This is a genomic window from Mesorhizobium sp. P3_A2, from assembly GCF_056403115.1.
Genome location: NZ_JBFUGC010000001.1, coordinates 319,000 through 331,246, shown reverse-complemented (window position 1 = coordinate 331,246; position 12,247 = coordinate 319,000). Strand labels below are relative to the sequence as shown.

The following is a 12,247-nucleotide window of genomic DNA, read 5'->3' as shown; positions in this document are numbered from 1 at the left end:
TATGCCGGTTTATTGATCAGCGTTGAGGACGCTCAGCCGTAGTGCCAGTGCGGTTTCGGCTCGGTGCCGGTGAACTCGACTCCGATGCGGTCGTCGCGGCGCCAGCGCACGATGGACTTGTAGCCGATGCCGTCGATCGGCACATAGAGCAGGAAGTCGTCCGGCACGCGCGCGTCTATCGGTATCTTCAATTCGGCGCCGCCGGCGTGCATGTTGCGCACCGTGCATTTGACCTCGGAATTGGTGAGGCCGAGCAGAATCGTCGCGCCTTTCAGCACGCGCTGCCGGTGTTTGTTTCTCAGTTCGTTGTCGGCCATGACGGCACGTCCTTCGCGATCGGATCGACGCGATCGTCAGATGGGGGCACCGTATCATGGATAGTCCGAGCCGATAAACATATGGTTAGCGGCGATCGTATCCAGCCGTCTCTCCCAAATGGAAACGGCGCCGCGATGGGCGGCGCCGTCATGCATTGTCGCTTATGGTTCAGCTGTAGGGCGACCAGCATTGCTGGCGCGGGCCATTGTAGGGCTGGAACGTGTTGTCCCAGGATCGGTAAGACCGGTAGCGGTCGTAGCACCACTGGACATGGGCGCTGGAAAGACGCTGCGTGCGGTAGTAGCGGCGGGGTGCCGGCTGCACGTAGTAGCCGTCATTGTAGTAGCCGTTGTTATAATAGCCGTTGTTGTAGATGCTGCCGAGGCCGAGCCCCAGGCCGAGGCCGAGAACTGCGGCGGCGCCGGTATCAAAATCGCTGCCGTGATGATGGCGATGATGACGCCAGCGCCAGTTGTCGCCGCCATTCCAGTTTCCGTTGCCGTTCCAGTTGTCGTTGTTCCAGTTGCCTGACCGGGCAAAGCGACGGCCGTCGTGGCGACGCCACTGCCAATCGTTAAAGGCGCGGCGGTCATTGCCGCCCGCCCAGCTGTCGCGAACCGGCGTGATCGTCGGGGCTGCCGTGCTTGATGGAATTGACAGGTTTGGCTGCAGGATCGGGCCGGCGGCGGACGGCGCCGTGAGACCCGAGACGAGACCGAGCGCTACCAGCCCGGATTTGACCGTCGAAGAAAAGAGCGAGTTCATTGCACTCTCCAAGAGATACAGGCCCCACGCCCAGAATACCCCAGGGAAGAAGCCTGATGATGGGACTTTTCATCTGAACGGAGGATGAACGGAAAGGTTCCCTGGCGAGCAAGGGCGAGGCCCTTGTTTTCGACTCCGCTTGCGGGCAAAGGTCACGGCCATGTCGCTGCGCCTCGCCACCTTCAATGTCGAAAACCTGATGAACAGGTTCGATTTCTCCGGCTACCGCAATCAGCTCAACGAAGACCGTACGCTGGCGCTTTTCGACATCCAAAGCGAGGCCGAATACAAGATGCTGGAGCAGGCGCGTGCGATTGCACAGTCCGACGACACGCGCCAGCTGACGGCGCTCGCCATCGCCGCCACGCGCGCGGACATCATCTGCATGCAGGAGGTCGACAATATCGAGGCGCTGAAGGCCTTCGAATATGGCTATCTCTTCAAGATGGTGGGTGAGGGCTACCGGCAGAAATACACCACCGCCGGCAATGATTCGCGCGGCATCGACGTTGCCGTGATGATGCGTAACGAGACCGCGCAAGGACAGCCGATCGAATTCGTGCGCATGACCAGCCATGCCTATGCCACCTTCGAGCAGTTCGGCCTGTTCACGCCGGAACTGGCCGAACTCGGACATCAGGCCAATGAGCGCATCTTCCGGCGTGATTGTCTTGAGGTCGACGTCAAGGTCGGCGGCGTGCCATTGACGCTCTATCTCGTGCATTTCAAATCGATGGGCTCGCCACGCAACGGGCTCGACGGGCGCGAAGCGACGATGCCGCTGCGCGTCGCCGAGGCGCAGGCCGTGCGCCGCATCATCGAGGACCGCTTCAGCAAGGACCATGCCGCCGACAAGCGCTGGGCGATCTGCGGCGACATGAATGACTACCGGCAGCGGGTGAAGATCGAGGGCGACGCTGTCGACGGCTACCGCTTCCAGGTAATCGACGAGAGCCAGTCCTGCCTCAGTGTGCTGACCGCTGGCGGCTTTTGCGAGAATGTCGTCGAGCGCCGGCCGGAGATGGACCGCTGGAGTTTCTACCACACGCGCGGGCCGCAGGAGCGGCATCTGTGCCAGCTCGACTACATCCTGCTGTCCAAGGGGCTGGCGGCGAAGAATGCGACGGCCGTTCCCGACATCATCCGCAACGGCCAGCCCTGGCGCACCATCTTTCCGGCGGGACAGGCGGTGGAGCGCTTTCCGCGCGCCGGCTGGGACCGGCCGAAGGCATCGGACCATTGTCCTGTGGCGATCACTTTGGACATGGCCTGAGTGGGGGGCTGAGCGTGAGTTTCGACCTGCCGCGCAATGTCATCCTACCGGTCGATGAGATCGACGTTCGGCTCGACCCCGGCCAGCATCCGTTCGAGCGCGACAACGCGCAGGCCATCACTGAGAACTGGCGGCTCGAGACCGAAGCCAAACCGGCGCTGTTCGATGGCACCGTGGTGCTTTTGTCAGCACTCGCCTGGCGCGACAACCGTCTCGCCGGGCGCTGCCACGCGGTGAAGTACTCGACCTTCATGCTGTGGCGCAAGAACCGGCAAGGGACCGGCGCCGAGCACGCCTACGGCCACGCCATGCTGGTCGCCGGCGACAATGCGCTGGTAGCGATCCGCATGGGCTCGCACACGGTCATGGCCGGTCGCGTCTATTTCGCCGCCGGCTCGTTCGAGCCGATCGATTTTCGCGACGGCCGTGTCGATGTCGATTTCAACATGATCCGCGAGGTGCGCGAGGAAACCGGGCTTGACCTGACGGGCGCTGCGCGCGGCAGGCGCTATCACGCGCTGTCGACTTCGACCGGCACGGTTCTCTTCCGCCGCTACCACGTCGAGGAGCCAGCGGATGAGATTGCGCGGCGCATCAGCGCCTTCGTCGCCACCGAGGCGGAGCCGGAAATTGAGGGACCGGTCATCATCCGCCATGCCGCCGACCTGCCGGAGGGGCTGGCGCCGCATATGAAGCCGCTGGTCGAGTGGCATTTTGCCCGCAGCGGCGAGGATCCCTGATCAGGGAAAGAGTGGCGGCAGCGTCTCCGGCGCAGTGCCGTCCCGAGGTTCGGAACTCGCTGCCGGTTGCGGCCGGGGCGGGGCGCCATCGTCCTTGTAGTAGTAGCTGTAGCCGTTGATCGCCGGCGCGCCGCCGAGATGCGCGTAGAGAATTTTCGACCCCTCGGGGAAGAAGCCTTTGCGGGTCAGATCGATCAGGCCCTGCATCGACTTTCCCTCATAGACCGGGTCGGTGATCATCGCCTCGGTGCGGGCCGCCAGCCGGATCGCGTCGTTGGTCTCATCGGAGGGAACACCGTAGGCGGGGTACGCATAGTCGGGGTTGATGATGATTTCGTCATCGCGGACCGTGCGGCCGAGCCCGACAAGGGATGCGGTGTCGTCGACGATGCGGCGGACCTGCGCGCGCGTCTGGTCGAGCGTTCCGGAGGCGTCGATGCCGATCACCCGGTCGGCGCGGTCTTGCGCGGCGAAACCGACGATCATGCCGGCCTGCGTCGACCCGGTCACCACGCACACGATGATGTAGTCGAATTTGAATCCGAGTTCGGCTTCCTGGCGCGCCACCTCCTCGGCGAAGCCGACATAGCCGAGCCCGCCGAATTTGTGCACGGAGGCGCCGGCCGGAATCGGATAGGGCTTGCCGCCGGCGTCCTTCACCGACTGGATGGCGTCCTCCCAGCTCTTGCGGATGCCGATGTCGAAACCGTCATCGACAAGCCGGCTGTCGGCGCCCATCAGTCGCGTCAGCAGAATGTTTCCGACCCGGTCGTAGACGGCGTCATAGTGCGGCACCCATTTTTCCTGGATCACCACGCACTTCATGCCGATCTTGGCGGCCGTCGCGGCGACCATGCGGGTATGGTTCGACTGGACGCCACCGATCGATACCAGCGTGTCGGCGCCCGAGGCTATGGCATCCGGAACGATGTATTCGAGCTTGCGCAATTTGTTGCCGCCCATGGCGAGCCCGGAATTGCAATCGTCGCGCTTGGCGTAGACCTGTACTTTCCCGCCCAGCGCCGCGCTCAGCCGCGGCAGATGCTCGATCGGCGTCGCGCCGAAGGTCAGGGGATAGCGTTCGAATTTTGCCAGAAGTGACACCGGTTAGTCTCCGCCAGCGGTCGGTTTCGATAGGCAGAGAATAGGCGAACTCATGCGAAATGTGCTCTCAAACTTGCGCCGAGGATTTTTGCATGATTCACAAACGGGCGATATGATTGCTTATATCGTCCACAGGGGTCTGTCAAAATGGAAGAATCTTCCACGCAAGCTCTTGACCGCATCGACGTGAAAATCCTGCGCGCCCTTCAGGCCGAGGGACGGCTGACGAATGCGGAACTGGCGACCCGCGTCAATGTCAGCGCCGCCACCTGCCATCGGCGCACGCAGCGCCTGTTTGAAGAGGGATACATCACCGGGGTGAGGGCGGAGATCGCGCCGGTCGCGGTCGGCCTCGGCGCGCTGGTCATGGTCGGCGTCGTGCTCGACCGTTCGACACCGGAAAGCTTCGCCGCTTTCGAAGAAGCCGTGCTCGAACTCAAGGAGGTGCTGGATTGCAATCTCGTCGCCGGCGACTTCGACTATCTCCTGAAGATCAGGGTCCGCGACATGGCGGATTTCAACAAGCTGCATGGGCAGAAGCTGATTGCGTTGCCGGGCGTTCGGCAAACAAGGACCTTCTTCGTCATGAAGGAGGTCAAGGAGAATGCGCGACTGCCGTTCTGACAGGCTGCAAGCGTAGGTCAGTGTCGCGCCTTTTGCTGCGCCGCCTTGCGGTCGTTGCGAGCGGCGACGACAAACAGGATGAGGCCGAGCCCAAGCAACCCACCCATCGCCGTGCCCATCGTCTGGCCGACGACACCCTGAAAATCGGCTGTGACGCGATCAGGATTGGCCGTGCCGTAGCTGGCGAGATACCACCAGATGCCGCCAAGGGCGCCTTCGATGATCACCATTGCCAGGATCAATCGCGCTTTCTTGCTCATTGCCGCTCCTCGACCAGTGATGCTTTGCCCAAGCATCGCTGACCTGAAGATGACAGCGTTGCCGGCGTCGACAAAGCACCCAAGTTGTGGATAGCAATTATTCGTGCCGCAGCGCGTCGATCGGGTCGAGCCTGGCGCCACGCAGCGCCGGGAAGAAGCCGAACACCATGCCGATCAGGGCGGAAAAGCCTACCGCAAGCAGGATGACGGCCGGGCTCGGCGCAAACGGTATGGTCAGCGCCGCCGATGCGAGGCCCGCCAGCGCCAGGCCGATCAGGATGCCGATGATGCCGCCGAGCAGTGACAGCACCGTCGCCTCGACCAGGAACTGGATAAGTATGTGCTTTTCATGCGCACCGATGGCGAGCCGGATGCCAATCTCGCGCGTGCGTTCGGTGACCGACACCAGCATGATGTTCATGATGCCGATGCCGCCGACCAGAAGGCTGACGCCGGCGACGGCGCCGAGCATGCCCGTCATGGTGGTGGTGGCGCTGGCCATGGCGTCGGCGATCTGGGTCATGTCGCGGATCGAGAAATCGTCTTCGCGGTCGGGCGTGATGCGGCGAGTGTCGCGCAAAATGTCCTCGACGCGCGGCTGCAATTCGGTGGTCAGCGTGCGGTCGTCGGCGGCGACGTAGATGTTGTCGATGTCGCGGTTGCCGGCGATTCGGCGCTGATAGGCGGCAAGCGGCATCAAGACGACATTGTCCTGGTCCTGGCCAAAGCCGGTATAGCCCTTGGGTTCGAGCAGGCCGATGATCTTGCACGAGGTGCGGTTGACGCGGATGATCTCGCCTTCAGGCTCGCCGGCGCCGAAGAATTGCTGGCGCACCGTTTCGCCGATGAGGCAGACGCCGGTGCCCGAGCGTGTCTCCGAATCCGAGAACGGCCGGCCCGAAACGAGCTTCCAGTCGCGGGCGTCGAGATAGGCGCTGTCGGTGCCGGTGACGCCCGAGGTCAGGCTCTCGGTGCCGAAGATGACACGCACCTGCTTTTGCGAGGCCGGCGAAATGGCGCGTGCCCCGGTCAGATGCGCGACGAGGGCGGCAACATCCTTGTCGGCCAGCGGCCGCATCGCCTGGTCGAGCCCTCCCGGTCCGCCGGTGCCTGCCGGGCGGCCAGAGCGGACGACGAGCAGGTTCGAGCCGAGCTTGGCAATGTCGGACTTGACCTTGGCCGTGGTGCCGGAGCCGATGGTCAGCATGGCGATGACGGCGGCAACGCCGATGACGATGCCGAGCAGCGTCAGGAACGAGCGCAGCACATTGCGGCGGATGGAGCGCAGCGACAGGCGGACGGTTTCCCAGATCATGGTCAGGCCACTTCCAGTTTCGAGGAATCGGAAGCGACGTGGCCGTCGAGGAAGCGAATGGTGCGCTCGGCATATTCGGCGACATCGGCCTCGTGGGTGACCATGGCGATGGTCAGGCCAAGCTCGCGGTTCAGCCGCGTCAACAGCTCCATGATCTCGTGCGTGCGGGCGGTGTCGAGATTGCCGGTCGGCTCGTCGGCGACGAGCAGCGTCGGCCTGGTGACGATGGCACGCGCGATGGCCACACGCTGCTGCTGGCCGCCGGAGAGCTCGGCCGGCGTATGGTGCTCGCGCCCGACAAGCCCGACCTCGGCCAGCGCCTGCATGGCAAGCTCTCGGCGCTCGCGGGCCGGGGCGCCGCGATAGATCAGCGGCAGCTCGACATTTTCCGCCGCCGTGGTGCGCGGCAACAGATTGTAGCCCTGGAAGACGAAGCCGATGTAGAGATTGCGCAGCAAAGCGCGGCGGTTGCGGTCGAGCCGACCGGCATCGATGCCCATGAAGGAGTAGGTGCCGGCGGTCGGCGTGTCGAGGCAGCCGATGATGTTCATCGCCGTCGACTTGCCCGAACCGGATGGACCCATAATGGCGACGAATTCGCCACGCTGGATGGCAAGGTCGACGCCGGCCAGCGCATGCACCTTGGCTTCGCCCTGGCCATAGCTTTTCCAGACCGTATCGAAGCCGATGAGGGTCGCGGCCACGGCGTCAGCTCCGCAGCTGCGAGGCGGTGATCACCTGAGCGCCTTCGTCGAGGCCTGACGTGATCTCTGTGAGCTCACCGTCGGTGGAGCCGATCTTGACGTTGACAGGATGCGGCCGGCCGTTCTCCAGCACATAGAGCGTGCGCGAGCCGTCGGTGGGTGCCGCCACCTGCTGCTGGCGGCGGTTGCCGCCGGGGCGGCCCATGCGGCCTGTAAACAGGTCGCTGAGGCTCCAGGCGCGGGCGGCCTGCTGCGCCGGGCGGTAGCGGAAAGCGGTGGACGGCACGGTGAGTACGCTCTTGGCCTGCCTGGTGACGACCGAAACGGTGGCGGTCATGCCGGGCCGCAGCAGCAGCTCGTTGTTGTTGACTTCCAACCGCGCATTGTAGGTGACGACGCCATCGGTGGTCACCGAGGCGTAGGAGATGTCGCGGATCTCGGCGTCGAACGGCCGCTCGGGGAAGGCATCGACGGTGAAGCGCGCGTGCTGGCCGGTCTTGACCGCGCCAATATCGGCCTCGTCGACGGCCGCCACCAGCTCCATGTTCCTCAAATCGGCGGCGATGATGAACAGCACCGGCGCCTGCAGCGAGGAGGCGACCGTCTGGCCGGGATCGACCGAACGCGTCAGCACGATGCCGTCGATCGGCGCATAGATGGTGCTCTTGGCAAGGTCTGTCTGCTGCGCCTTGAGGTCGGCCTGGGCGATGGCGAGATTGGCCTCAGCACTATCGAGCGCCGCCTTGGAGCGGTCGCGCGTGGCGGTTGCGGCCTCAAGCGACTGGTCGGTCGCCATGCCGCGTTTGGTAAGCTCGGCAGCGCGCACCAGCGCCTTCTCGTTCTCGGCCAGCGTGACCGTGGCGTCCTCGACATTGGCGGCCGCGGCCTTGGCCGAAGCCTCGGCGCGTTCGATCTGGACCTCGAGTTTCACCGTGTCGAGCGTCGCCAGCACGTCGCCCTTCTTGACCTGCTGGTTCTCCTCGGCCGAGACGGAGCGTATGATGCCGGACAGCTCGCTTGAAATGTCGACCTGGGTGAGGGGCTGCAGCGTGCCGGTTGCCGACACTGCGACGGTGAGGTCGGCAATCGTGGCCGGCGTGGTGGTGTAGTCGATCTTGGCGGGAGAGCCGGCATACCATTGGTAGCCGGCGAGGCCGCCGGCGACAGCAATCAGCGCTAGCAGCGCGTAAAGCCAGCCGCGGCGGCGCTTCTTGCGCACGCCGTTCTGGTCGAGCCCGAGTGCCGCCTCGATGGCGGAATCCGATTCCGTCTTTGGCAGATTGACAAGCTGGTCCACGCCGGACCCCTATGAAGCGTAATGTCCCTATAGGTGCACAGATCAGGCTTACTGGTTCGAATATCAAATTAAATTTCGGCCATGTTCGGATTGAGGCGGAAGGTTTTCCAAGATGCAGACGCGCAATTACTTGCTTTATGATGTGTTTACGACCGAACGGCTGGCCGGCAATCCGCTGGCCGTCGTGCTGGACAGCAAGGGGCTGGATACGTCTGCGATGCAGGCCATTGCGCGCGAATTCAACCTGTCCGAATCGGTTTTCGTGCTGCCGCCGGACAATCCCAAGCATCGCAACCGCATCCGCATCTTCACGCCCGATTACGAAATGCCGTTTGCCGGCCACCCGACCGTCGGCGCGGCGATTGCGCTGGCCGAACTGGCAGGCGAGGGCGACGCCGGCATCTTCGTGCTGGAGGAGAATATCGGCCCGGTGCGCTGCGCCGTCAGCCGGCACGATGGCGCCACCTTTGCCGAGTTCGATCTGGCGAAGCTGCCGGAACCGTTGAAGCTCGAAGCCGATCCGCAAGCGATTGGTGCGGCCCTTGGCCTCGCGCCGCATGAGATCGGCTTCGAGAATCACCTGGTGTCGTTCTGGTCCGCCGGCGTGCCTTACGTCACCATCCCGGTCGCCAATCTGGAGGCGGCAGCCCGCATCAAGCTCGACAACCAGGCATGGTCGGAACTGGCGCCGCGCAAGAGCGAATGGGCTTTCGCCAGCCCGTACGTCTACTGCCGCCAGACGGTGAACCATGACAGCGCCTTCCACGTCCGCATGATCGTGCCGGGCACGCCATCATACGAGGATCCAGCGACCGGGTCGGCCGCGGCGGCCTTTGCCGGCGCAATCATGCATTTCGACGCCCCCACCGACGGCATTTCGCAGCTGTGGATCGAGCAGGGGCTGGAGATGGGCCGACCGTCGCGCATCCGCCTCGAACTCACTGTCGAAGGCGGAAAACTGGCCTCCGCCCGCATCGGCGGCCATGCGGTGAAGGTGGCGGAAGGCAGACTGTTCGTCTGACCGCCTGCGGCAGTTCAGCTATTTGTCGGGAAATGATTCCGGCAGGGCTGGACAGGACCGGTATCGGCGGCTATATGCCCGCCAACGCCGGTTTTGACCGGTCGAGTGGGTGCGTAGCTCAGTTGGTAGAGCAGCTGACTCTTAATCAGCGGGTCCACAGTTCAATCCTGTGCGCACCCACCAAATTTTCAAGAAAATTGGTGGCAGACCTTGGAATCAGAGACGCGTTAATGCGTCGATGGTGGCACGAGCCTAGATTGGCGCGACTCCTACAAGCTAATCGGAACCGGTTCGCGACCGTGTCAGCGCTGCCGTTGGGCATGGGGGCGCAAGCGGGATCCAGCAGAGCAATTTTCTCAATTTGTGGCAGAAGGGTTACATGGTTTGTTGGAAAACCAAGCTAAACTTGACTTATCGATTTGGGGGACGCCCGATGCGCACGCTCAAGTTTGCCCTTCTTGCCTCGTTTGCGATTGCCACCCCCGCATTGGCGGCGGATCTTTCTCCCCGGCCGACCGAGCCTGTGGCTTATAACTGGACCGGCATCTATCTGGGTGCGCAGGCCGGATACGTTTGGGGAAGTTCAACTTATGACGGCGCCGGGTCTCCGGCCGGCCCCCCCTTTATCAGCGCCTCCGTCGATCCCAAAGGCGGCTTTGGCGGTGCATATGTTGGCTATAACTACCAGTTCAATGGCAACTATGTCATAGGCGTCGAAGCGGATGCCAATTTCACCAACGCCAAAGGGGACGGTGGCTTTCCTGGGGCTCCTCCCGGTTTCTTCGCAAGCGGTGATTTAAAATGGTTCGGGTCGGCGCGCCTGCGTGTCGGCTACGCCTTCGATCGTTTCTTGCCATTTGTAACTGGCGGTCTTGCTATCGGTGATTACTCAGGCACTTTCAATTTTCCAGGTGGATCAATCGAAAACGGCGATACCATGGTTGGTTGGACGGCAGGCGCCGGACTTGAATACGCCATGACCGACAAACTGATCGCGCGGGTCGAATACCGTTATTCCGACTATGGCCGCAAATCGCAACCTGCGCCGTACAGCTTCCCTGGACAGCAAGCCAGGCTTGATCTGACCACCAACGATGTTCGCGTTGGACTTAGCTACAAATTCTGATTTCGGGCTGCACCAGACCCTCCAATTAGACTTTAAAGGCTCGGCGGCCGGTAAGCCGGTGCGCTATTTGGCCCGAAAGGCAAGCTTACGAAGGAGGGAAGGCCGCGCTGGATAAAGAAAGGCCCGGAAGCCGAAGCCGCCATCAATTAAAGCCAGTCTGAAACCACGGACTGGTGTCATACCCTAAGCGCGGACTATAATGATCCAGGAAGTTTTCGGCCCTATTTGACGGCCGCGCAACCACGGTGCCTGTCGATTTGCAATTCGGTTTCGCGGTCGGCTTGCTGCCAGCCTTCTTATGAGTTGTAGAACACGAGGTTGTAGCCTGAGCGGTGGCCACCTTTTTCTTCTCTTTCGCAACAGCTGCTCCGGTGGCGGCCAATACTATTGCTACGCCAAAGACAACGAGTTTCATTGAAACGCCCCTCACCCTGCACAATCCGTAATGATTGCGCCTAGTCAACGTTACGTCAATCACATTTTGTCGGCAACGACGGCGAATAGTGCCAGTAAAAAGAGCCCTCCACAGAAGCAGCGGGCCAATGTTCCCAAGGTGGGGAATCTTTCAGCGGCCGTGCCGTTCGAGCCACCAGCCCGGAATGCCATTGACCGGCCCGACGATCGTCAGTGAAGGTTCGGGCCGGCGCGCTCCCGTCAAATCGCCCTAACTACTTCTCCGACACACCGGCCTCAGCAAAACTAGCCATCCTCACATGGCACTCCAGCGCCGAGCGGACGATGTTGACGGCGAGGCAGGCGCCGGAGCCTTCGCCGAGCCGCATGCCGAGGTCGAGCAGCGGCGGCAGGCCGAGCGCTTCGAGCAGGCGGCGGTGGCCGGATTCGGCCGAGACATGGGCGGCGATGGTGTGGGCGAGGCCGCTCGGGTGCAGCCTTGCCAAGGGCGCCGCTGCGGCCGTGCAGACGAAGCCGTCGAGCAGCACCGGGACATTGTTGCGACGCGCAGAAAGCGTGGCGCCGAAGATGGCGGCAAGTTCGCGGCCGCCAAGGGCGGCGGCGATCTTCAGCGGGTCGGACAGCGCGTCGGCATGGCGCTTGAGGCCGGCTTCGATGGCCGTGACCTTGCGCTTCAGCCCGGCGTCGTCAACGCCGGTGCCGCGCCCGGTCCATTTTTCCGCACCGCCGCCGAACAAGGCAGTCGAGATGGCGGCTGCCGGCGTGGTGTTGCCGATGCCCATCTCGCCGAAGCAGACGAGGTCGAGGTCTTTCGTCACCGCGTCATAACCGGCGGAGACGGCGGCAAGAAACGCCTTTTCGTCCATTGCCGGCACTGCAGCGAAGTCGCCGGTCGGGTGGTCGAGATCAAGCGGGATGACGTCGAGTTCGGCGCCGGCGATGCGGGCAAGCTGGTTGATGGCGGCACCGCCGCCGGCGAAATTCGCCACCATCTGCACGGTCACTTCCGAGGGGAAGGCCGACACGCCTTGCGCGGTGACACCGTGATTGCCGGCGAAGACGAAGACTTTGACGCGGTCGAGCTTAGGCATGTCGCGGCCCTGCCAACGCGCCAGCCAGGCGGCGATGGTCTCCAGCCGGCCAAGGCTGCCTTGCGGCTTGGTCAGCGTGTCCTGGCGGCGGGCAACGGCACTGGCAGCCGCGTCGCTGCCGGTGGGCAAATCGAGGCAGGCGGCGCGCAAGTCATCAAGCGATTTGAAGGGCATGGGACAGGATCTCCGAAAGCG

General features: G+C 63.2%; 14 protein-coding genes and 1 tRNA gene. 6 read left to right on the top strand and 9 right to left on the bottom strand.

Annotation, left to right across the window (positions count from 1 at the left end; genetic code table 11):
• Positions 1–32: 32 nt before the first annotated feature.
• Both AC1DXM_RS01555 and AC1DXM_RS01550 read right to left on the bottom strand, forming a co-directional pair.
• Positions 33–317: a PilZ domain-containing protein gene (locus AC1DXM_RS01555; protein ID WP_477231444.1), complete on the bottom strand. Its 285-nt coding sequence runs from the start codon at positions 315–317 to the stop codon at positions 33–35.
• Between the two features lie 169 nt (positions 318–486).
• The gene (locus AC1DXM_RS01550) at positions 487–1,083 is read right to left on the bottom strand and encodes a BA14K family protein (protein WP_477231443.1); all 597 of its coding nucleotides are present in this window, start codon (positions 1,081–1,083) and stop codon (positions 487–489) included.
• Positions 1,084–1,243: 160 nt separating this feature from the next.
• On the opposite strand from AC1DXM_RS01550, the gene AC1DXM_RS01545 reads away from it, so the two are divergent.
• Together AC1DXM_RS01545 and AC1DXM_RS01540 are read left to right on the top strand one after the other, a co-directional pair.
• A complete protein-coding gene (locus AC1DXM_RS01545; RefSeq protein ID WP_477231442.1) occupies positions 1,244–2,356 on the top strand; it encodes an endonuclease/exonuclease/phosphatase family protein in 1,113 nt (370 codons plus the stop codon).
• A 14-nt stretch (positions 2,357–2,370) separates the two neighbouring features.
• Positions 2,371–3,096 carry an NUDIX hydrolase gene (locus AC1DXM_RS01540; protein ID WP_352559242.1) on the top strand — a complete coding sequence of 242 codons (726 nt, stop codon included), beginning with the start codon at positions 2,371–2,373 and terminating at the stop codon, positions 3,094–3,096.
• On the opposite strand, the gene AC1DXM_RS01535 is transcribed toward AC1DXM_RS01540, so the two are convergent.
• A complete protein-coding gene (locus AC1DXM_RS01535) occupies positions 3,097–4,200 on the bottom strand; it encodes a 1-aminocyclopropane-1-carboxylate deaminase (protein ID WP_477231441.1) in 1,104 nt (367 codons plus the stop codon). It abuts the gene before it with no gap.
• 147 nt (positions 4,201–4,347) lie between these two features.
• On the opposite strand from AC1DXM_RS01535, the gene AC1DXM_RS01530 reads away from it, so the two are divergent.
• Positions 4,348–4,824, top strand: a complete 477-nt coding sequence (locus tag AC1DXM_RS01530) for an Lrp/AsnC family transcriptional regulator (RefSeq protein WP_477231440.1) — start codon at positions 4,348–4,350, stop codon at positions 4,822–4,824.
• 17 nt (positions 4,825–4,841) lie between these two features.
• Here AC1DXM_RS01530 and AC1DXM_RS01525 read toward each other — a convergent pair whose 3' ends face one another.
• The 4 genes from AC1DXM_RS01525 to AC1DXM_RS01510 all read right to left on the bottom strand — a co-directional run bounded on the left by AC1DXM_RS01525 (position 4,842) and on the right by AC1DXM_RS01510 (position 8,400).
• Positions 4,842–5,084 (bottom strand): hypothetical protein, encoded by a 243-nt coding sequence (locus AC1DXM_RS01525; protein ID WP_477231439.1) that lies wholly within the window; start codon positions 5,082–5,084, stop codon positions 4,842–4,844.
• Positions 5,085–5,181: 97 nt separating this feature from the next.
• A complete protein-coding gene (locus tag AC1DXM_RS01520) occupies positions 5,182–6,399 on the bottom strand; it encodes an ABC transporter permease (RefSeq protein ID WP_477231438.1) in 1,218 nt (405 codons plus the stop codon).
• Between the two features lie 2 nt (positions 6,400–6,401).
• On the bottom strand, positions 6,402–7,103 hold the full coding sequence (locus tag AC1DXM_RS01515) for an ABC transporter ATP-binding protein (protein WP_477231437.1): 702 nt from the start codon (positions 7,101–7,103) through the stop codon (positions 6,402–6,404).
• 4 nt (positions 7,104–7,107) lie between these two features.
• Positions 7,108–8,400, bottom strand: a complete 1,293-nt coding sequence (locus tag AC1DXM_RS01510; RefSeq protein WP_477231436.1) for an efflux RND transporter periplasmic adaptor subunit — start codon at positions 8,398–8,400, stop codon at positions 7,108–7,110.
• 112 nt (positions 8,401–8,512) lie between these two features.
• Here AC1DXM_RS01510 and AC1DXM_RS01505 point away from each other — a divergent pair, with 112 nt between their 5' ends.
• From AC1DXM_RS01505 to AC1DXM_RS01495, 3 genes are all read left to right on the top strand, one after another.
• Positions 8,513–9,421, top strand: coding sequence for a PhzF family phenazine biosynthesis protein (locus tag AC1DXM_RS01505; RefSeq protein WP_477231435.1), 909 nt, complete (start codon positions 8,513–8,515; stop codon positions 9,419–9,421).
• A 107-nt stretch (positions 9,422–9,528) separates the two neighbouring features.
• A tRNA-Lys gene (locus AC1DXM_RS01500) sits at positions 9,529–9,604 on the top strand.
• Between the two features lie 250 nt (positions 9,605–9,854).
• Positions 9,855–10,547 carry an outer membrane protein gene (locus AC1DXM_RS01495; RefSeq protein WP_477231434.1) on the top strand — a complete coding sequence of 231 codons (693 nt, stop codon included), beginning with the start codon at positions 9,855–9,857 and terminating at the stop codon, positions 10,545–10,547.
• Between the two features lie 142 nt (positions 10,548–10,689).
• On the opposite strand, the gene AC1DXM_RS01490 is transcribed toward AC1DXM_RS01495, so the two are convergent.
• Both AC1DXM_RS01490 and cobT read right to left on the bottom strand, forming a co-directional pair.
• Positions 10,690–10,962, bottom strand: coding sequence for a hypothetical protein (locus AC1DXM_RS01490; protein WP_477231433.1), 273 nt, complete (start codon positions 10,960–10,962; stop codon positions 10,690–10,692).
• 253 nt (positions 10,963–11,215) lie between these two features.
• A complete protein-coding gene (gene cobT / locus AC1DXM_RS01485; RefSeq protein ID WP_477231432.1) occupies positions 11,216–12,226 on the bottom strand; it encodes a nicotinate-nucleotide--dimethylbenzimidazole phosphoribosyltransferase in 1,011 nt (336 codons plus the stop codon).
• Between the last annotated feature and the right edge of the window lie 21 nt (positions 12,227–12,247).